Origin of the sequence: Massilia sp. TWP1-3-3 (genome assembly GCF_049897805.1) — a bacterium.
In the GTDB taxonomy this organism is placed as follows: Bacteria; Pseudomonadota; Gammaproteobacteria; order Burkholderiales; family Burkholderiaceae_D; genus Telluria_A.
This window is the reverse complement of the sequence record NZ_JAFCWX010000003.1, coordinates 194,632-214,474: the sequence shown is the minus strand read 5'-3', so window position 1 is coordinate 214,474 and position 19,843 is coordinate 194,632. Positions and strand designations below refer to the sequence as shown.

Genomic DNA, 19,843 nt, shown 5'->3' with positions numbered 1-19,843 from the left:
TAATCGTGGTCTGACCCCGATGTGGGGAAATTTTTTAGGCGCGGCGGCGGCGGAGGATGGGCGGTCGCTTGCCGCTGCGACTCGCCTTGACCCGCGTACGCAGCCCGGTCTTGATGATCGGCGCGCCGTGGCTAGCCATCATGCGCGGCGCAGCGCGCGTGCGCACCCGCGCTACCGGCGCTTCTTCGCCCGAAATGAAGCGGCGAATGTTCAGGGCGTCCATGATGCGCGCCGAACTGGCGTTTGCATTGAGCAGCACCAGCGTGGCGTACTTGCCCGCCGAGCGGATCCGCATGATCAGGCACTTGCCCGCTTCTTCGGTGTAGCCCGTCTTCGACAAGCCAATATCCCAGCCCTGCGCGCCAACCAGACGGTTGGTGTTGCGGTACTCGACGTTGCGCCCGTTGATGTTGATGAACTCGCTCGACTGGGTCGTGATCGCGGCAATCTGCGGGTAGGTCGAGGCGGCCGAGGCCATCTTGACCAGGTCTTGCGCTGTCGATTTGTTGTTCGGCGACAGGCCGGTCGGCTCTTCGATGACGGTATTGGTCATGCCCAGCGCAGCAATCTTGGCCCGCACGGCGGCCTTGAAGCCGACCACGCCGCCGTCAAACGTGCGCGCCAGCGAGGCTGCGGCGCGGTTGTCGGACGACATCAGGGCCAGTTGCAGCACATCCGCGCGGCTGATGCGCGAACCGACCGGTACGCGCGAGGTGCTGTGCTTGATGATGTCGACGTCGCGCTGTTCAATGGCGATCAATTCGTGCATGTCCTGTCCGGCGTCGAGCACGACCATGGCCGTCATGAGCTTGGTCAACGAGGCGATCGAGACCACTTGGTTGGCGTTTTTTTCAAGCAGCACTTTGCCGGTGCCGTCCTCCACCACAAGCACCGACTGCGATCCGAACGGCACCGCGACGGCTGCGGCAGCGCTGATCGATAGCACGATGGTAGCGAGAATTTTTTTGAGCATGGATGAGGTTCCTTGGTGCAAAACGCACGAGCAGGACGCCGCTGATCGGCAGGCCCCTGCCTCGTCAAATGGTATGTATCTCTAAAGCAACTTACGATAGAGGGAAGATAGCATTATCGCTTGGATGTGTCTACGGTGCACGGAACAAAAGCAGGCAGAGGCGCAAGACAACGGCGAAAAATATGTGTAGTTAAGCGCTTATCTTGCTGTTTTGAAAGCTTTTAGGCGATGTGGCCGGATGCCGAAGGCAGGCGTCAAGGTAACGCCCGCCTTCGCGCGAGCGCGTGCGCGCCGACGCCAAAGCGCATCGGGGTTATTTCGGCTGGTAAATTTTGTCGAATTCGCCACCATCGTCAAAATGCTTTTTCTGTGCCTGCTTCCAGCCGCCGAATACTTCATCCACGGTGAACAACGCGATCGGTTTGTAGTTGGCGGCAAACTTTTTGTTGACCGCTTCGGAGCGCGTGCGCAGGAAGTGCTTGGCGCCTATCGTCTGGCCCGCCTCGGAATACAGGAAGTTCAGGTAAGCGCTCGCCTGCTTGCGCACGCCGCGCCGGTCGACCACTTTGTCCACCACGGCCACGGGCGACTCGGCCAGAATCGAGATGGTCGGATACACGACTTCAAAATTGTCGCCAAACTCGGTGCGCACCATCGACACTTCATTTTCAAACGTGACCAGCGCGTCGCCGATGTCGCGCTGGGTGAAGGTGGTGGTCGCCGCGCGCCCGCCGCCGTCGAGCACCGGCACGTTCTTGAAGATGCGCGTGACCAGGTCGCGCGCCTGCGCCTCGTTGCCGCCTTTTTTAAGCACCGAACCCCACGCGGCCAAGTAGCTGTAGCGCCCGTTGCCGGCCGTCTTGGGGTTGGGAATGACGACCTTGACGCCCGGCTTGCCCAGGTCGCTCCAGTCCTTGATCTGCTTCGGGTTGCCCTTGCGGACCAGGAATACCATCGTCGAATAGTACGGCGCTGCGCCATTCGGGAATTTTTTTGACCAGTCGCGCGCGACCAGGCCGCGTTCGGCCAGCATGTCGATGTCGTTGGCCTGGTTCATCGTCACAACCGACGCTTCGAGCCCGTCCGCCACGGCGCGCGCCTGTTTGCTCGAGCCGCCGTGCGACTGGTTGATGGTGACCGATTCACCGGTTTTCTTTTTCCAGTCGGCGATGAAGGCGGGATTGATTTCCTTGTACAGCTCGCGCGCGACGTCATACGACACGTTGAGCAACTCGACATCGGCGGCGCGCACCGACAAGGGCAGGGCAAGGGCGCTGAGCGCGATGGCGAGGATCCAGCGCCGTCCGCCCGGGTTATTGTTTGTGTGCATGGCTTCTTTCGTGGGAATGGTCGATGTGAGCATGCATAGTCTGAAATCCGGCGCCAAAACGGAAGAACTATTTTGTCATATGCTTAGACATCCGCGCGCCGGGGTGCTCGCCAACTGCTTGCGGCAGTTTGTTGTATAGTCCCGCTGAACGCTGTAATCCATTGCTTTAGATTATTTTTTCCGTTATTCGATTTGGTGAGATTCACATGGTTTTCGAAATTCGATCGGCGCGGCCTGACGATGCGATGGATGCCTGCCGCGTGCTGCGCCACTCCATCACGCAATGCTGCGCCCAGGATCATCACGACGAGCCCGGCGTGCTGCAAGGCTGGCTTGGCAACAAGACGCCCGACAACGTCGCCAGCTGGATCGCCTCGCCCAGCAATTGCATGCTGGTGGCCATCCGCGACGACGAACTGGTCGGCGTTTCGCTGCTGACCCAGGCCGGCAAGCTCTCGCTGTGCTACCTGGTGCCCGAAGCCTTGCATGCAGGCCTGGGCAAGGCGATGCTGGTGGGGCTCGAAGCGCAGGCGCGCGCCTGGGGCGTGAGCGTGCTGCGGCTGCACAGCACAGCGACGGCGCGCGATTTCTTCGCCCGCAACGGCTACGTTTTGGCGGGCAAGGAAAAGTCGTGCTACGGCGTCGAATGCGATTTTTTCTGGAAAAAGCTGAACGCCCCGGCGAGCGAAGCTGCAACACAATCAGCAAGATTCTGTAACTGTAGCGCGCAGTAGCACGCCGCTGCGCTATAGTTGCGTCCTCGATTTTTTGATTGTTCTCCCATGGTTTCCCGTAGAGATTTTCTCAGTAAAAGTATCGGTGTGTCCGCGCTGGGCGTGATCGGCGCGCCCCTGATCGGCTGCACTACCGCCAAAGCGGCGCCGGCCGCTCCGTTCAAGGCCGCGCCGGCCCGCCGCGTGGCGGCCAGGCGGCCGCTGGTGCTGGCCCAGGCGGACGTGGTGCCATCGGTGGGCATGGCGCCGCCGCCCGACATCTTCGACGCCCAGGCGCTCGACCTGGAATTCTGGCTCAAGCCGCGCACCTTGACCATGATTCGCCCGCAGAGCGGCGAGCGGGCAAGCGTGCTGTACTGGAAAGATGGCGAGGTCATCGATTCAGCCTATCAGCAACTGTGCCACCTGATGCGCGACGTGAATGGCAAGGAAACCGCTCCGATCGACCCCAAGCTGTTCGAAACCTTGTGGGGCACGCAGGCGTTCATCGCGCGCTACGGCATGGAGGCGCCGCTGGAAATCCTGTCGGGCTACCGCACTTCAAAATCGAACCGCAAGCTGATCGAGCAGGGCATTCCCGCCGCCCGCCAGTCGCTGCATATCGAAGGCAAGGCGGCTGATATCCGGATTCCCAACCTGAACGCCGAAGTTCTCGGCGGCCTGGTGCGCAGTTTCCGCCAGGGCGGCGTGGGCTTTTACTACCGCGAGAATGCGGGCGGTGGCTGGATCCATGCCGATACGGGCTTGCAGCGCACCTGGAAGGGCTAGCAGCCTGTCGGACTTAATGGAGGCGGCCGAAAAATCCACCTGACCGGTCCATATTTCACCGCTTTTTTGGTCAATAGAACCACTATTGACCTTCAAAATCGTCGAAATCTGTCCTCGGCCAGCTGAATTTCCGGCTCGCCTCGTTAAGTCCGACAAGCTGCTAGTGTCAGTCGACGCACAGCTCGGGGTCAGGCACCAGGCAGTCCGCAGCCTGGCCGCCGATGCCACGCGTGAGCACCCCACCCGTGAGCACGCCGCCTGCGCCGACGCCCAGCTGCAAATTCTTTGGCAGCAGCAGCCACATGCGCCCGTTCTGTTTCATCTGGCTGGCGCGCGCGAACGCGGCCCGGCCGAAGCCCCAGAAAAAATCAGCCCGCACCGCGCCCTGGATCGCGCCGCCCGTGTCCTGCGCCATCATCAGCCGGTTGAGCGCATCCTTGCGCCCCGGTTCGGTAGTTGAAATGAAGACCGGCGCCCCCAGCGGCGTGGTGCGCGGGTCGACCGCCAGCGAGCGGCCCGGCGTCAGCGGCACGCCCAGCGCGCCGATCGGGCCGCCGTCGTTGTCGTTGATGGTGCGGAAAAAAACGTAGCTCGGATCGGTGTTTGGACGCGTCGCCAGCGCTGCCTTGGCCACCGGTGCGCTGGCCGGGTCCTGCGCTTCCTGCCGCGCCGCGACTAGCTCGGCCTTGCGCGCGGCGCTGGCGCCCGGGCGCGCCTTGGACGGCGCCGCTTTGGACTCCAACCCGGGTTCGCCCGCCTGCAAGGCTGCCACTGCCGCCGGCACCGGCTCGGTGAGCACCGGCGCCACGGTCGCCTTGGCCGGCTTGCCACGCGCTTCCATCAACAAGCCCGCCACGATATCGTCGCTCTTGCGCCTTGGGGCGCGCTGGGGCTGCGCCGTGGGCTGCGCCGTGTGCTGCGTTGTCTGTTGCGTCAGGGCCGCTTCGGGCGGCGCGCCCGGCATCAAGGATGCGATCATGCTCTCCACGTCATCCGGCTTCGTGTCAGCGCTCGCGCCTTCGGTCGGCGCGGCGTCGGCAAACTGCAGCGCCGGCCCCAGCCCGCGGGTGGTGATGGCCTGGCGCTTGCCGAGCGGGTCCACCAGTTGCGGCAGCGCCTGCAGCGAAGGCACGAAAGGGTGGCCGTTCTGTTCGCCATAGGCAACGCGGATGATGCCGCCGTCGGGCAGCCTGACCTTGCCCGAGCCCTGAATTTGCATCGAATACAGCGCCGACGGATTGTCGACCCAGGCAATCACCTTGGCTGCCGTCATGCGCCCGTTGGCGATGTCGTCGCGCGAAAAATAGCTGGTCACGCGCTGCCCGTCGAGCCGCACGCGGTAGCGCTTGGTGCGGGTGTCGGCCAAGGTGGCGCCCAGTTCGAGCAGGTAACCGGCGCCAGCCGCTTTTTCGGCCTCGGTCACTGGCACGACGTTGCGCCCCGCGAGCTTGACCCGCACTGGCGCGGCGCCGGCCGCGAGCAGCGTGCGCGCGTCCAGGTAGAGCAGGTCGTCGGGCACGCCGTAGATGGGATACAAGTAAGGGGCGCCGTAGCGGCGGCTGCCGTTCAGCTGTGCTTCATAGTAGCCGGTGATGACGCCGGCCGGGGTGCCATCGCTATTGCGAATCTGATACAGGCGGAACTCTTGCTCGAAGAATTCGCGCAGCAAGGCGTCGTTGCCGGCGCCGATTGCCGCGCTGCGCTTGCACGCTTGTTCCCAGGCGCTGCGTTTGCGCAGGGCGCCGCAGCTTTGCTTTAACGCGGCCATGGCGTCGCCCAGCAAATCGTCGCGCCAGCCGGGCAGGTCGCTAAAGGCAGCCGGCTCGAACATGGCGTGCCTGGTGCGGATTGACCCAGGCGCGGCGCCGTCCTGGGCGGCCACAGACGCGGCGTTGAGCAGCAGGGCAAGGCCGGTGGCGGTGATGCACGTCAGGCGATAGTCAGGTGTAAGACGCTTCATTCGAGGCTCCCGATGGCGTTCCCGTTCCGGCTGAACAGGACTCAATTGCTCTACGCGCAGTTTGCCGGCGCCGCTGTGGTGGGTGTTCGTGTAATTACAATTGTATTTACGACAGTAAGGCAATAATTTGTAATATACTAACATTGTGGAGGTGCGCTTCCGCATAGACTTTTTTTAAACTCGGGCATTGTCGGACTTCAGCCGGCCTCGAGTGATGGTCAAGGAGAACACGCAATGCCCTTCCTGAACGCTGCGCTGCGAAAGCGCCTGTTGACCATTGCCGCGCTGTTGTGCACGGGCGGGGCCCTAGCCCAGACGGGTGCAAGCTCGGCCGAAAAAGCCCAGGCCCGCTCCCGCGACGCGGAAACGGTCAAGTCGCTGTCCGCCGAAGGGCAACTGCTGTACCAGAAGGAAAGAATCAAGCTCGACGGCGCGATGTACTGCGCGCAAGCGGTGGCGCTGGCCGAAAAAGGGGAGTTTCGCCTCAGCATCCAGGCCGCCAGCAAGGCCCTGGTGCTGGGCAAGCAAGCGTCGCGCGCCGGCCTGGTGGCGTCGGCCAAGCGCGACCTGGCCATTGCCTACAACTACGCGGGCGACCTGGAGCACGCGGCGCAGTATGCGCAAGAGTCGCTCGAAGGCGAGGGTGCGGCCAACCCGGCAGTCGCTGCCCCCGCCTACAAGATTATCGGCGACGTGGCGCTGCGCCGCGGCCAGCCCAATGAGGCCATCAGTGCCTACCAGAAGGCACAAGCCATCGCCAGCGCCCGCTTCAAACCACTGGTCGACATATCGCTGGCCAACGCTTACGTGGCCGCGTCGCGCCCGCAGGAGGCGCGCGCTGTTTTTGCGGCAATAGCGCCGTCGGAGAATCTGGCGCTGCGCCAAGCCTACCTGCGCGGCATGGGCAACCTGGCGCTGGCCGAAGGCAAACCGCTTGAGGCGATGCAGCACTTTTCAGCCGCCGCCGCGCAGGCGGGGGGCAGCGACATTGCCTACCATCGCCTGTGGGCGCAGGAAGGACGCGCACGCAGCCTGCTGGCACTGGGCGACAAAAAGGGGGCCACGGCCGCCTATGTTGACGCCGCGCGCGCTTCCGAACTGATACGGGCGCGCTTTCGCAGCGAAGAATTCAAGGCCGGCCTGTTTGGCGACGTGCAACAAATTTTCGACCGCGCCATTGCGCTGTCGGCCGAAACGGGCGACGCCGCCACCGCCTGGCAACTGAGCGAAAGCAGCCGTTCGCGCGCCCTGCTCGACGTGCTGCGCGAGCGCGTCACGCCTGCCACCAATGAAGCGGCGAGCGCCATGCGCAGCGCTGCTCCCGACCTGGCCCAGCTGCGCGGCGCGCTGCGCGCTGGCGATGTCGTCATCGAGTTTCACAGCCTGGAAGACCGGCTGCTGGCGTGGGTGATTCGCCAATCGGGCATCACCGCCTTTACCGTGGCCCAGTCGCGCACCCAGCTCGGTGAGCGGATCCAGGCTTTCCGCGACGCCATCATCCGGCGCGACAAGAACAGCGGCGTGCTGGGGCGCGAATTGCACGCGCTGCTGGTCGACCCGCTTGGCCTGGCGACCGATGAACGGCTGGTCGTGGTGCCGCATGGCGCGCTGCATTACCTGCCGTTCCAGGCGCTGGGCGACGCGCGCGGCTACCTGATCGAGCGCCATGCGGTCTCGTACGCGCCGTCAGCTGGCGTGGCGTTGCAGCTGGCGCGCCGGGCGCCGGCCAGCAGCAGCACCTTTGTCGCCTTTGGCAATCCGGGCGTGGACGCGCGCATGGCGCTGCCGGCCGCCGAGCGCGAAGTGCAGCAGATCGGCGCGCTGTTTAACGAGCGCAAAATCTTCATCAAGAACGAGGCGTCCACCGCACAGTTTCGCAGCCAGGCCGGCAATGGCGCCATTTTGCACGTGGCCGCGCACGCCGAAGTCGATCTGATCGATCCCCTGCAGTCGCGCATCCTGCTCGCGCCCGACAAGAACGACACCGGTTTTCTCAATGCCCGCCAGGTCTACGACGTGGACCTCAAGAACGTGTCGCTGGTGACGCTGTCGGCCTGCGAAAGCGGCTTGGGCCGCATTGCCAACGGCGACGAAATCCAGGGCTTTACGCGCGCTTTCCTGTCGGCCGGCGCCTCGGCGCTGTTCGTGTCGCTGTGGCCGGTGGCCGACGAGTCGACCGAGCAGCTGATGACGCATCTGTATGGCGACCTGGCCGCCGGCAAGGAAGCGGCAAAGGCGCTGCAGGCGGCCCAGGTCAGCGTGCTCAAGCAGCCGCGCTTTGCGCATCCATTTTTTTGGGCGCCGTTCGACCTGGTGGGCAATGGGCGCTTGCAAATCGCGAATAAAACAATCGCCGCGCAATAAGCTAGTGTCCTGAGTTGAAAGTTCGTTGCTTATAAATGTTCCGAAATCGCCGAGAGACAAGAAACAAAAGCGGAGCAAGGCCGAGGCCTTGCGAGCATTTTTGACGCAGTATCGCGGCGATTCTCGGGATATTTATTCAACGAACTTACAACTCAGGACACTAGGTGCCGGGCAAAACCAAAAAACGGATGGGGGAATGACGTGCAAGGACAAGCAAGCATGACGAACGGGCCGCGCAGCGGCCGCCGGCAAATCCGAGCGAGCGCGCCCATTTTGCGCTGCGATGCGCTCTGGTTTTCGGTGCTGATGATGGCCTGGCCGGCGCTGCATGCCCAGAGCGTGCCAACGGCACCAACCGTACCGAACGCCGGCAGCGCGCTGCGCGAATCGGCCATGCCCGTGCCCGCCGCCCCGCGTCCGGTCATGCCGCCATTGCTCAACACGCCGGCCGAGGCGCCGGTGCTAGCCATGGACAAGGCCGGCGGCGTGACTTTTGTGCTGCGCCGCGTCGAGTTTGCGGGCAACACCGTCTTTGACAGCGCCACGCTCACGGCGCTGGTGGCCGACCAGCTCGGCCAGCGCGTCAGTTTCGCCGACCTTGAAGCGCTGGCCGCGCGCGTGACGGCGCGCTACCGGGAAGCGGGCTACGTGCTGGCGCAAGTGGTGTTGCCGGCCCAGGATGTGGCTGGCGGGGCCGTAGCCATGTCGGTCATCGAAGGCAAGCTGGGCGCGATCCGTATCGAAAGCGAGGGCGCCTTGCCGGTGTCCGAGGCGGTCGTGCGCAAGATCCTCGGGCCGCTGCAGCCAGGCATGCCGCTGCAGCGGCGCCAGCTCGAGCGCTCGATGCTGCTGCTGACCGACCTGCCGGGCATTGCGCCGCAGTCCTCGCTCGAGTCGGGCACGGAGGCCGGCACATTCGATCTGGTCGTCGACCTTAAGGCTGCCAAGCGCATCAATTTCAGCATCGACGCCGACAACTACGGTTCGCGCGCCACGCGCGAGACACGCGTGGGCGCCTTTATGCGTGTGAACAGCCCAAGCGGCGTGGGCGACAACCTCGATTTCCGCCTGCTGTCGTCAACCGGCAAGGGCCTCGCTTTCGGGCGCATCGGCTACGAACGGCCGCTCGGTTCCAACGGCTTGCGCGCCGGCGTTGCCTACTCGCATTTGCAGTACGAGCTGATCAAGGAACTGGCGGCGCTTGGCGCCACCGGCCGCGCCAATGTCAGCGAGGCGTCGCTGAGCATGCCTTTGATGCGCTCGCGCCTGGACAATTTTTTCGGCCGGCTCTCGTTTGAGCACAAGGCCTTGACCGACGACTTGAGCGCGGTTGGCCAGTCGTCGCGAAAAAGCATCAACAGCCTGGGCGCCGGTTTCGTGTACGAAGCGCGCGATGCCACCGGTCCGGGCGGCTACAACAATTTTGGCATCACCATGTACTTCGGCAACCTGACGCTCGGTTCGCCCGACGAACGCTCGGCCGACCAGGCCGCGGGCGGCCTGCACACGTCCGGCCGCAGCACGCGCTTGGTGTACCAGATGTCGCGCCTGCAAGCGGTGACGGCCAAGACCAGCATCTTGCTGGCGGCAGCCGGACAGTGGGCCAACAGCAACCTGGACAGCGCAGAAAAGATTTCAGCCGGCGGCTCGCGCGCAGTGCGCGCCTTTGCCTCGTCGTCAGGCCTGGGCGACGAGGTGCATGTGGTCAATGCGGAATACCGCTGGGCGTTTCGACCGGAAGCGTCGGCCAGCCTGTTTTACGACGCCGGCTGGGTCAGCGCCGTCAACCGCGACCCGGCACCGGGCGTGGAAAACAGCTATTTGCTGCGCGGCGCGGGCCTGGGCCTGACCTGGAACACGGCCAAAGGCCTCTCGCTGCGCTCCAGCCTGGCCTGGCGCGTGGGCGAGAAGCGCGCGGGCGAACGCGAACGCCAGCCGCGCCTGTATGTCCAGGCCATGCAAACCTTCTGAAATGCCGCCAACCCTGCGAGGTCGCACATGAAAAGCACACCGTCTCCTTTTCCGTACCAGCGTACGCTGCTCAGTATTGCCGTTGCCATCGCGCTGGGCCAGTATGGGGCGGCGCTGGCGGCCCCCACCGGTCACCAGGTGGTGGCCGGGCAGGTGACTGTCACCCGGCCCGACCTGCTGCAAACAGTGATCAGCCAGGCCTCGCAGGGCGCCATCGTCAACTGGCAATCATTCTCGGTGGGGGCAAGCGAGCGGGTCGACATTCGCCAGCCGAATGCGTCGAGCGTGCTGCTCAACCGCGTGATCGGCAACAATCCCAGCGAAATCTATGGGCGGCTGAGCGCCAACGGCCAGGTCTTCCTGGTCAACCCGAACGGCGTGCTGTTCGGACGCGATGCCCAGGTCAGCGTGGGCGGCCTGGTGGCCTCCACGCTGGACATTGCAAACGACGATTTTCTGTCCGGGCGTTTTCATTTTGCCGGCAACAGCGGCGCCGCTGTCGAGAACTTCGGCCAGTTGCAGGCGGCCGAGCGCGGGACGGTCGCCTTGCTGGGTGGACGCGTGAATAATGACGGCACCATTTCAGCGCGGCTGGGCACGGTCGCGCTGTCGGCGGGCGGGAAAATCGCGCTCGACTTCGAAGGCGATGGCTTGACCAAGATCCGGGTCGAGCAGGGCGCCGTGGCGGCCATGGTGGAAAACCGCGGCATGATCATCGCGGATGGCGGGCAGGCCGTGATGAGCGCGCGCGCGGCGCAGGCGCTGGCCGACACGGTGCTCAACCAGCAGGGCGTGGTGCGCGCCCGCTCGCTGGTTGAACGCGACGGCAAGATCGTGCTTGACGGCGGCAGTCATGGCGTCACGCTCAACAGCGGCACGCTGGACGCGACTGGCGGGGCGGGCCTGACCGGCGGCGTGGTCAATGTGCTGGGCCACCATGTAGGCCTGGTCGGCAATGCGCTGATCGACGCCAGCGGCGACGCCGGCGGCGGCCAGGTGTTCGTGGGCGGGGGCGTGCAGGGCGGCGATCCGCTGCTGCGCCACGCGGCAGCTACCTTCGCGAGCGCGCAAACCACGCTGCGTGCAGACGCGCTTGGCAGGGGAGACGGCGGCACCGTGGTGCTGTGGAGCGACGGCGCCACGCGCATGTTCGGCGCGGCCAGCGCCATGGGCGGCGCGCTGGGGGGCAACGGCGGTTTGATTGAAACCTCGGGCAAGACGCTGAGCGTTGCGGGCATGCGGGCCGACGCAGCCGCCGCGCGCGGCCGGGCCGGCACCTGGCTGCTCGATCCGTACAATATCGATATCGTGGATTCGCCCTCAGGCACGCCGCTCGGGAGCAATCCCGATTTTGTCAGCGACACCCCGTCCTCGCAATTGTCCAGCACGGCAATCGACAGTGCGCTCGACAAGGGCACCAGCGTCACCGTGACCACCGGCCCGCACACCGACCCGGACAGCGCGCAAGAAGGCAGTATCAATGTGTACGCCAACATCACCAAGTCAAGCGGCGGCGACGCTGCGCTGACCTTGAACGCGGCCGGCAGTATCAATATCGCGTCGGGCGTGCGCATTGGGTCGAGTTCGGGCGCGCTGCAGCTGGACTTGAACGCTGATGCTGACCACGCCGACGGCGGCAATATCAATATCGCCGCCAATGCTGTGATTGCCTCCAACGGCGGCAACGTGCGCCTGTTCGGCCAGGGCGATCCGGTCAACGGTTTTGCCACCGGCATGTCGAGCAATAACGTGATCGGCGTATACCTCGGCTCGGGCGCCAGCATCGATACGACGGCGCTGCTTGGCGGCGGCTCGGGCAATATCATGATCCGCGGCAAGGGCTTGCAAGACACCTTTTCCGGCCCTGGCGTCACGCTCGATAGTGCAATCCTCCTTGCCGGGGCCGGTTCCATCAGCGTGACCGGTATCGGCGGCCCGGGCGGCGCCGGCTTGTCCATGCTCTCACCCACTATTTCCACCAACGGCGGCGGCGCGATCGACCTGCGTGGCCTGGCCGTGCCGAACCTGGACTACGATCTCTACGGCAACGGCATTTACGCCGACGACGGGCAAATTTTTACTACTGGCGGGCCTGGCAACATTGTGCTGAGCGGCGAAGCGGTGGGCGCCTCGGGCATTGCCCTTGGCGGAATGGTGCTTGGCTCGCCTGGCATGAGCGGCAATATCACGCTGCGTGCCTTTAACACCGCCACCAGCGACCTCGCCGCCCCCATGCTGGCGTTGCAAGGGCCGATCGAGACCTCGGGCGTGCTGGCCTTGCGTCCCGGCGGCGTAAGCGCCACGGGCGGGCTGACCCGCAAGGATGCCGTTCCCATCAACCTGGGGGACTACTTCAGCGCCGGGCCGCCGCCGGACAGCTTTACCGTCAACGAACTCATTCTCGGCGAGGTCGTGCACCCGCGGGTCCAGGCCGTGGTGCTTGGCGGCGACACCCATACCGGGCTGATCGACATTACCACGCGCCTCAATCTTGGCGGCAGCTTTGACCTGACACTGCAAAACGGCGGCGCCGGCAGCGCCGGCATCGCGCTGTCGAACGACTTGTCGCTGCCCGGGCGCACGCTGGTGCTCTCGACCGGCGGCGGCGTGACCCAGGCCGGCGCCATCACGGCCGACGGCTTGCTGCTGCACGGCTCCCAGGCGCAATCGAACTTTATCCTGACCAATACCGGCAACAGCGTCGCGACGCTGAACGCCACCTTCGACCAGCCCAAGGGGGTAGGCGTGCTGGACGGCGACGTGCGCCTGGTGAACAACGGCGCGTTGCAGCTGGGTCCACTGTCCGGCGCCGGCTTCGACGCCAACACCAACCTGGCCCAGGTGCTAGGCAACGCAGAGAGCGTGATCGCAGGCGACCTGGACATCCAGAGCACGGGCGACCTGACGCTCGCCCAGCCGCTGAACATGATGGGCAGCAATGTGCTGATGGCGCTGCGCACCGACAACGATTTGTTCGTCAATGGCGCGCTCAATGCGTATGGCAGCAACAGCAGCATGCGGCTGGCGGCCACGCGCGACATCGCCATCGCCGGCGCGATCAACCTGAACGGCGCGAATGGCGCGCTGACGGTGGACGCCGGGCGCGCCCTGAATGCGGCGTCGAGTTCCTTGATCAGCACCCTTGGCAGCGACAGCGCCGTCACGCTGGGCGCGCTCGCCGGCGTCACGCTTGACGCCAGCATCAGCATGCAGGGCCAGCGTTCCAGCCTGACCGTCAACGCCGTCGATTTTTTGACCACCTCGGGCAATATCGACATGGTCGGGTCCGATGCCCTGCTGCGTTTGAATGCCGACGGCGACATTACCACCAACGGCGCGCTCACACTCACGGGCGTCAATAGCGCCTTGGCGCTAGAAACGGTCGTGGGCGACGTCACCGTGTTCGGCCCCGTCAACATGACCGGCAGCAATGCGCTGCTGCGCTTGAGCGGCGCGGGCGACGTGGTCGTGGGCGCCGCTGTGGACATCGCAGGCGGGACGAATGTGCAGCGCGTCAACGCCGGGCGCAATATCCTGCTGGGAGGGGGCACGCAATTTTTCTCCAGCGCGGGCGGTCCCCTGAACCTCGACTTGAATGCCGACGCCGACGACCTGAACGGCGGCGCCATCGCCATCAACGGCGGGGCGTCGATCTTCACCCAGGGTGGCGCTTTGCGGCTCTATGGCCAGGGCGACGCGGCCACCGGCTACGCGTCCGGTTCGACCCAGTCGTATGCCGACGGCATCCGGATCGGCAACGCGAGCATCAATACCGGCAGCGGCGCGCTGACCATGCGCGGGCGCGGCAATCAATTTTTCCCGACAGACCCGCCATCGATTGTGTCCGGCACGGGCGTGTCCTTGAACGGGGCCGCTATCGCCAGCACCAGCGGCGCGCTGTCGATCACCGGCATGGGCGCGGCAGGCGGAGATGGGGTCGCCCTGCGCTCGTCCACCGTGGCGAGCAGCGCAGGCGGGGCGATCGACATGCGCGGTCGCAGCGGACCCGTCTCGAACGCCACGCCCTTTACGGCGGGGACCGGCCTGTCGGTCACGAACTCCACCATCGTGGCGGGCGGCGCGGGCAGAGTGCAACTGAGCGGCGAATCGGCCGGGGCCAGCGGCATTGTGCTGTCGGGCAGCACGGCCATCGGTGGCAGCGCTGCTACTGGCAACATTGTCTTGCGCGCCTTTAATACGGCCAGCAGCGCGGAAATGCTGTCGCTGGGCGGCACCATCCAGACCGGCGGGGTAGTCAACCTGCGCCCGGGCGGGGTGACGGCGGCAGGCTTGCTGACCGAGCAGCTGGCCACGATGATCCAGCTGGGCGGCCCGATCGCTGCGGGCCAGTTCAGCCTGTCGGCGCCGGCGCTCGACGCCGCCATGCGGCCCGGCTCGGCCGGCGTCGTGATCGGCAGCGCTGCGCAGAGCGGCGCCATCACGACAGCGCTAAGCGCGCCTTTGAGCGGCCGGTACAACCTGACCTTGCAAAACGATGCGCCCGGCAGCGGCGGCATCAGCCTGCAAGGCGTGTCCAATCCCGGTGCCATGCTGACGTTTTCCAGCGGCGGCGCGGTGAGCCAGAGCGGCCCGGTCGTGGCCGGCAGTGTGCTGCTGCGCGGAACGCAGCCGCAAGCGCGCTTTACGCTGACCCATACCGGCAATGCGATCAATGTGCTGAGCGCCACGTTCCTGCAGCCCAGGGGCGCGGCAGCGGGCGACGGCGACGTGCATGTGTACAGCAGCGGCAATTTGCTTCTCGGGCCGCTGTCGGGCGTGGGTTTTGATGGCGCGACCAATTTGGCGCAAAACTTCAGCACCAGCGCCGCGACGGTGGTGGCGGGCGATTTGACGCTGAACGCGGGGGGCGATCTGAACGTTGCGGGCGGCATCAGCATGCTGGCCAATGACGCGACGGCCATGCTGGGCGCCGGCCGGGACATCACGCTTGGCGCCAGCATTGCCAAGGCGGCGCCGGCCGGGGCGCTGCAGGTGAACTTGAACGCCGATGCGGACGGCGTGAATGGCGGCGCGATCGTCATGGCGCCGCTGGCGGCTATCGCCACCAATGGCGGCAGCGTCATCATGTATGGGCAGAGCAACGCGGCTGCCGGTTACGCCAGCGGCTCGGCAGCCGGCATCTCCGTCAGCGGCACGATTGATACCAGAGGCACGGGTGGCAACGGCGGCGCTACGCTGCGCGGGCGCGGCCTGGCAGGTAGTGGCGTTGCAATTAACGGGGCGGCAATCAGCAGCGGCGCGGGCGCGGTCAATGTCAGCGGCCAGGGCGGGGCGGGCGGTGCGGGCGTGCAGATAGGCGCCTCGCAAATCACTACCAGCGGTGGCGCGATCGACTTGCGCGGGCGCAGCGGCGCCGACAGTGGGGCGAGCCTGGGTGCGGGCATCGTCGCCTCCGGGTCGACCGTGCGCAGCGCCACCGGCGCCATCGCGCTGGCCGGCGAAGCGTTCGGCGGCGCGGGCCTGGCCTTGTTGGGCGGCACGGCGATCGGCGGCGCCGCCACGACCGGCAATATCGTGCTGCGGGCGAGCAACACCAGCAGTGCGCGCACGCTGGACGCGAACGGTCCGATCCAGACGGCCGGCGTGCTCAATATCCGACCGGGGGGCGTGTCGGCAAGCGGCGCGCTGACCGAGGCGACCGGGTCGGTCATCAACATCGGCGCCAGCGCGACGGCGGGCGAGTTTTCGATGCCGCAAGACGTGTTTGTGAGCGGCATTGCGGCCGGCACCCCGACCGTCATCGTCGGCAGCGCCGCGCAGAGCGGGGCGATTCATGTCCAAACCAATGCCGCGCTGGGCGGTACCTATGACTTGACGCTGCAAACCGACGGCGCCGGCAGCGGCGGCATCAGCCTGTACAACGGGCTGTCCATTCCCGGGCGCATGCTGACCCTGTCGAGCGGGGGCAGCGTGAACCAGGGCGCGGCCATTGTGGCCGGACGCCTGCTGTTGCACGGCACCCAGGCCCAGTCCAGCTTTCAGTTGATGGACGCGGGCAATGCGATCGGCCGCTTCAGCGCGCGCTTCGAGGTGGTCAAGGGCGCGGCGCCGACCGACGGCGACGTCAATCTGGCCAGCAGCGGCAACCTCGACATCGGCCCGCTCACCGCGCTGGGCTTTGACGGGGCCAGCGGCCAGACCCAGTCGTTCGTGGCGGCCAACGCCGTCATCGCCGGCGACATCGTGGCGCAGGCGGGGGCCAGCCTGAGCTTGCTGCAAAATGTCAGCACCCTGGGCAGCGACATCACGCTGGTGGCCGGTGGCGTGCTGCTCAACCCGGCCAACGCTACCTTGAATCCGGGCGGTGGCGGACGCTGGCGCGTGTTTGCCAATACCTGGATCGGGGAAGTTGACGGCGGCTTGACCGGCACAGCGCCTGCCGCCAATTTCTACAACTGTCTGTTCGGCGCCGGATGCATGAGCCTGCTGCCAGCGAAAAACAATTACTTTGTCTATCGCCAGCAACCCGTGCTCAACGTGGCGCTCGACACGCCGACGCAAACGCGGCTGTACGGGACGGCCAATCCCGCCTTCCCGTTCACCGCCAGCGGCTTGGTCAATGGCGACGCGCTGGCGACGTCGCTGGCCGGCGCCTACACCGTTCCTGCGGCGAGCGACGTCGGCAGTTATGCCGTGCCGGGCGCGTTCAGTTCGCCCCTTGGCTACCTGGTCAATGCCGTTCCCGGCACGCTCAATGTCACGCCGGTAACGCTGACTTATGTGGCCAACCCGGCCAGCCGCCCGGCAGGCCGCGCAAACCCGGCGTTCAGCGGCGCCGTTACCGGCCTGGTGGGGGGTGACACGCTGGCGAGCGCGACTACTGGCGCCCTCGGTTTCGCCAGCACCGCGCCCGTCTTTACGGCAACCGGCCAGTATCCGATCAACGGCGGCGGCTTGAGCGCGCGCAATTACGTGTTCCAGCAAGCGCCGTCGAACCTGACAGCCTTGAGCGTGACCGCAGCGCTTGCCTTGATGCCGTCGATCACGCATGACGTCAGCATGCCTTCCAGCGACTTGTACGGCGCAAACTTCGGCATGCAGCGCGCCTGCGTGGGCAGTGGCTCGCTGGCCGGCGCGTCGGGGGCGGGCGACGCCAACGATTCGCTGGCCATGGAATGGTCGCGCGTGCGGCAAACGCCTAACCTGAGCAATTGCATCGGGCTGGCGCAGCGCTACAGTTGCGGCGACTTTTAACATGCGGTCCGGGTCCGCTACCCGGGGGTTCAATCGGGCACGGGATCATTCGTACGAGTACGGTTTTCTGGCCACTGCGTCTTGGCGCTGCTTGTCGAGCTCATCGAGATCGACCCGGTGGTCCCACCAGATGTACCAGCCGCGCTGGCGCTCTTCCTGCACTTCGGGGTGCTCTGCCAGGAAACCGTTCAGGAATTGCTCGAATTCGGATACATAGCCGCCCGCCATGGGACGATACTGTTCTGGTTTGGCCGGCATGGGGGACTCCTCAAACCCGATTCGACTCCTGCCGCCCGGTAAAGGTTCACCATGTACGGGCGCGGGAAAATGCCGTACGATATGTGCCGTTACCGCAAAACTCCAGGAAGCAATGAATCAAGACCCTACGCAGCCCCACGAGGCCGCGCCGCGCTTTCGCCCGGTGCCGTGGATTGCACTGCAAACGCCGCAGGATGTCGAAGCCTGGATCGACGAGCACAACCGCTGCCTGATGGAGAATATCGGCCCGCAGGAAACCGGGGTCGGCGTGTGCTTCACGCTGACCGAAGGGGGCAATCTCTACCTGCAAACCAGCGGCGACGCCGTCATCCTCGACGTGGACGCGGAAGCGGAGTGGATCGCCCCGCTGATCAGCGCCGCCACCCAGACCCCGGTCCCGCCCGCGCAACTGTGGATACTGCAGGACGACAAGCTGATTCAGCTGATTGTCGGCCTGTCCAGTCTGGTTGCCAGCACGACCTTGGTTAGCGGACACAATTTTGGTTCGCGCAGCCGGAAGGTGCAGTATTCGCGTTAAACTCGGTTTCTCTCAGTTTCTCTCAGTTCCTTTCTGCTACGGATAACGCTGCCATGATCTCTTTGTTCCCGCGCCGCCGCGCCCTCGCGCTTGCCATTCTGGGGGCGGCCCTGGTGGCCGGCCCCGCTGCCGCCAGCGACCTGCTGGCCACGGCCAAGGCACGCGGCACGCTGAAAATCGCGATGGAGGGAACCTACCCGCCCTTCAATTTCAAGGACCAGAAGACGGGCCAACTGACCGGTTACGACGTTGACGTTGCGCGCCTGGTCGCTGCCAGGCTGGGCGTAAAGCCCGAATTCGTGACCACCGAATGGAGCGCCATTCTCGCCGGCCTGGCCGCCGGGCGCTACGACGTGATCATCAGCCAGGTCGGCATCAATCCCAAGCGCGAACTGGTGTTCGATTTTTCGATCCCCTATACCTATTCCAGCCCCCAGGTCATCGTGCGCAAAAACGACAGCGCACGCTACGCCAGCCTGGCAGACTTGAAGGGCAAGAAGGTCGGCGTGGGGCAGGGCAGCGTGTTCGAGCAGCAGGCCAAGGCCGTGCCCGGGATCGACGTCAAGAGCTACCCGGCGGCACCGGAAAACCTGCAAGACCTGGCCACCGGCCGCGTGGACGCAGCGCTCAACGACAGCCTGATGGTGTCGTACCTGCTGAAAAACTCGCGCCTGCCGATCCAGGCCGGCGCGCGCGTGGGCGCAATCGAGCGCGTGGGGGTCGCGTTCCAGAAGGGCAGCCCGCAGTTCAAGGCGGCGCTGGACAAGGCGCTGACGGACGCCGGCGCCGACGGCAGCCTGAAGGCGATTTCGGTCAAGTGGTTCGGTAGCGACGTCAGCCGTCCCGCCGTGGCCAAGCCGTAGCAGCGTGGCGCCCGACTTAGACTTGCTGCACCAGGTGCAAGATGTGGCAGCGCTGCTGCGCGAGGCGGCGCCGGTCATGCTCACGGGTGCGCTCTACACCGTCATATTTGCGCTGGCGTCGATGGTCGGCGGCCTGGCGCTGGGCTTTCCCGCAGCGGTCATGCGCCTGTCGCCATGGGCGCTGCTGCGCTGGCCGGCCAGCCTGTACGTGAGCATCATGCGCGGCACGCCGCTGCTGGTGCAAATCTTCGTCATTTACTACGGGCTGCCCAGCATCGGCATTCAATTTTCGCCCGTCACCGCGGGCGTGCTGGCGCTGTCGCTCAATGCGGGCGCGTTCTTGTCGGAGAGCCTGCGCGGCGCCATCGGGAGCATTAACCCGGGCCAGTGGCGCGCCAGCTTCAGTCTTGGCCTTGGCTATTGGCAGACACTGCAGCACGTGGTGCTGCCGCAGGCCATGCGCGTGGCGGTGCCGTCGATGAGCAATACCTTGATCAGCCTGATCAAGGATACGTCGCTGGTATCGGTCATCACCATGACCGAGCTGATGCTATCGACCAAAGAAGTGATCGCCACCACGTTTCGCCCACTGCCGCTGTATATCGCCGCCGCGCTCATCTATTGGTGCATGAGCCTGGGCTTTGAAGCGCTGCAGAAGGTGCTGGAGCGCCGTTTGAACCGCGCTCACCGTTAAATGTCGTCGTATCTGAAGCCTCATCTGACGCCTAATTGCATGCATCGCGGCTAGCATTCTCGACAGGGCGCCCACGCGCGTGCTAGTCTAGTCTTGACTGCTGTTACCACCGATCCACGTGCGAGGTGAAATGGACAAAAAATTCGCTCCGGCACCCCAAAACGGTCCGCTGTTG

12 protein-coding genes are annotated in these 19,843 nt (G+C 65.4%); 8 read left to right on the top strand and 4 right to left on the bottom strand.

Annotated elements, in window-relative coordinates:
• Positions 1 to 34: 34 nt before the first annotated feature.
• Positions 35 to 973, bottom strand: a complete 939-nt coding sequence (locus ACP7D4_RS04270; protein ID WP_426101192.1) for a serine hydrolase — start codon at positions 971 to 973, stop codon at positions 35 to 37.
• A gap of 313 nt (positions 974 to 1,286) precedes the next feature.
• Positions 1,287 to 2,303: a sulfate ABC transporter substrate-binding protein gene (locus tag ACP7D4_RS04265; protein ID WP_426207872.1), complete on the bottom strand. Its 1,017-nt coding sequence runs from the start codon at positions 2,301 to 2,303 to the stop codon at positions 1,287 to 1,289.
• A gap of 206 nt (positions 2,304 to 2,509) precedes the next feature.
• On the opposite strand from ACP7D4_RS04265, the gene ACP7D4_RS04260 reads away from it, so the two are divergent.
• Both ACP7D4_RS04260 and ACP7D4_RS04255 read left to right on the top strand, forming a co-directional pair.
• Positions 2,510 to 3,037 carry a GNAT family N-acetyltransferase gene (locus tag ACP7D4_RS04260; RefSeq protein WP_426207871.1) on the top strand — a complete coding sequence of 176 codons (528 nt, stop codon included), beginning with the start codon at positions 2,510 to 2,512 and terminating at the stop codon, positions 3,035 to 3,037.
• Positions 3,038 to 3,085: 48 nt separating this feature from the next.
• Positions 3,086 to 3,805: a YcbK family protein gene (locus tag ACP7D4_RS04255; protein ID WP_426207870.1), complete on the top strand. Its 720-nt coding sequence runs from the start codon at positions 3,086 to 3,088 to the stop codon at positions 3,803 to 3,805.
• A gap of 166 nt (positions 3,806 to 3,971) precedes the next feature.
• On the opposite strand, the gene ACP7D4_RS04250 is transcribed toward ACP7D4_RS04255, so the two are convergent.
• Entirely contained in the window at positions 3,972 to 5,765 is a 1,794-nt protein-coding gene (locus ACP7D4_RS04250) for an MltA domain-containing protein (protein WP_426207869.1), read from the bottom strand.
• Positions 5,766 to 5,999: 234 nt separating this feature from the next.
• On the opposite strand from ACP7D4_RS04250, the gene ACP7D4_RS04245 reads away from it, so the two are divergent.
• The 3 genes from ACP7D4_RS04245 (at position 6,000) to ACP7D4_RS04235 (ending at position 17,315) form a co-directional block, all read left to right on the top strand.
• Positions 6,000 to 8,129 (top strand): CHAT domain-containing protein, encoded by a 2,130-nt coding sequence (locus ACP7D4_RS04245; RefSeq protein WP_426101184.1) that lies wholly within the window; start codon positions 6,000 to 6,002, stop codon positions 8,127 to 8,129.
• A gap of 219 nt (positions 8,130 to 8,348) precedes the next feature.
• On the top strand, positions 8,349 to 10,100 hold the full coding sequence (locus tag ACP7D4_RS04240; RefSeq protein WP_426207868.1) for a ShlB/FhaC/HecB family hemolysin secretion/activation protein: 1,752 nt from the start codon (positions 8,349 to 8,351) through the stop codon (positions 10,098 to 10,100).
• 27 nt (positions 10,101 to 10,127) lie between these two features.
• Positions 10,128 to 17,315, top strand: coding sequence for an MBG domain-containing protein (locus ACP7D4_RS04235; RefSeq protein ID WP_426207867.1), 7,188 nt, complete (start codon positions 10,128 to 10,130; stop codon positions 17,313 to 17,315).
• Between the two features lie 45 nt (positions 17,316 to 17,360).
• Here the strand turns inward: ACP7D4_RS04235 and ACP7D4_RS04230 are convergent, their stop codons facing one another.
• Positions 17,361 to 17,573, bottom strand: coding sequence for a DUF3460 family protein (locus ACP7D4_RS04230; protein ID WP_426207866.1), 213 nt, complete (start codon positions 17,571 to 17,573; stop codon positions 17,361 to 17,363).
• A 112-nt stretch (positions 17,574 to 17,685) separates the two neighbouring features.
• On the opposite strand from ACP7D4_RS04230, the gene ACP7D4_RS04225 reads away from it, so the two are divergent.
• The 3 genes from ACP7D4_RS04225 (at position 17,686) to ACP7D4_RS04215 (ending at position 19,668) form a co-directional block, all read left to right on the top strand.
• Positions 17,686 to 18,111 (top strand): hypothetical protein, encoded by a 426-nt coding sequence (locus ACP7D4_RS04225; protein ID WP_426207865.1) that lies wholly within the window; start codon positions 17,686 to 17,688, stop codon positions 18,109 to 18,111.
• A 53-nt stretch (positions 18,112 to 18,164) separates the two neighbouring features.
• The gene (locus ACP7D4_RS04220; RefSeq protein WP_426207864.1) at positions 18,165 to 18,974 is read left to right on the top strand and encodes a transporter substrate-binding domain-containing protein; all 810 of its coding nucleotides are present in this window, start codon (positions 18,165 to 18,167) and stop codon (positions 18,972 to 18,974) included.
• Between the two features lie 76 nt (positions 18,975 to 19,050).
• On the top strand, positions 19,051 to 19,668 hold the full coding sequence (locus ACP7D4_RS04215; protein ID WP_426207933.1) for an amino acid ABC transporter permease: 618 nt from the start codon (positions 19,051 to 19,053) through the stop codon (positions 19,666 to 19,668).
• Positions 19,669 to 19,843: the final 175 nt, after the last annotated feature.

Coding starts and splice junctions, on each gene's coding strand:
- ACP7D4_RS04270 (WP_426101192.1), bottom strand. CDS start 973: ATGCTCAAAAAAATTCTCGCTACCATCGTGCTATCGATCAGCGCTGCC.
- ACP7D4_RS04265 (WP_426207872.1), bottom strand. CDS start 2,303: ATGCACACAAACAATAACCCGGGCGGACGGCGCTGGATCCTCGCCATC.
- ACP7D4_RS04260 (WP_426207871.1), top strand. CDS start 2,510: ATGGTTTTCGAAATTCGATCGGCGCGGCCTGACGATGCGATGGATGCC.
- ACP7D4_RS04255 (WP_426207870.1), top strand. CDS start 3,086: ATGGTTTCCCGTAGAGATTTTCTCAGTAAAAGTATCGGTGTGTCCGCG.
- ACP7D4_RS04250 (WP_426207869.1), bottom strand. CDS start 5,765: ATGAAGCGTCTTACACCTGACTATCGCCTGACGTGCATCACCGCCACC.
- ACP7D4_RS04245 (WP_426101184.1), top strand. CDS start 6,000: ATGCCCTTCCTGAACGCTGCGCTGCGAAAGCGCCTGTTGACCATTGCC.
- ACP7D4_RS04240 (WP_426207868.1), top strand. CDS start 8,349: ATGACGAACGGGCCGCGCAGCGGCCGCCGGCAAATCCGAGCGAGCGCG.
- ACP7D4_RS04235 (WP_426207867.1), top strand. CDS start 10,128: ATGAAAAGCACACCGTCTCCTTTTCCGTACCAGCGTACGCTGCTCAGT.
- ACP7D4_RS04230 (WP_426207866.1), bottom strand. CDS start 17,573: ATGCCGGCCAAACCAGAACAGTATCGTCCCATGGCGGGCGGCTATGTA.
- ACP7D4_RS04225 (WP_426207865.1), top strand. CDS start 17,686: ATGAATCAAGACCCTACGCAGCCCCACGAGGCCGCGCCGCGCTTTCGC.
- ACP7D4_RS04220 (WP_426207864.1), top strand. CDS start 18,165: ATGATCTCTTTGTTCCCGCGCCGCCGCGCCCTCGCGCTTGCCATTCTG.
- ACP7D4_RS04215 (WP_426207933.1), top strand. CDS start 19,051: ATGCTCACGGGTGCGCTCTACACCGTCATATTTGCGCTGGCGTCGATG.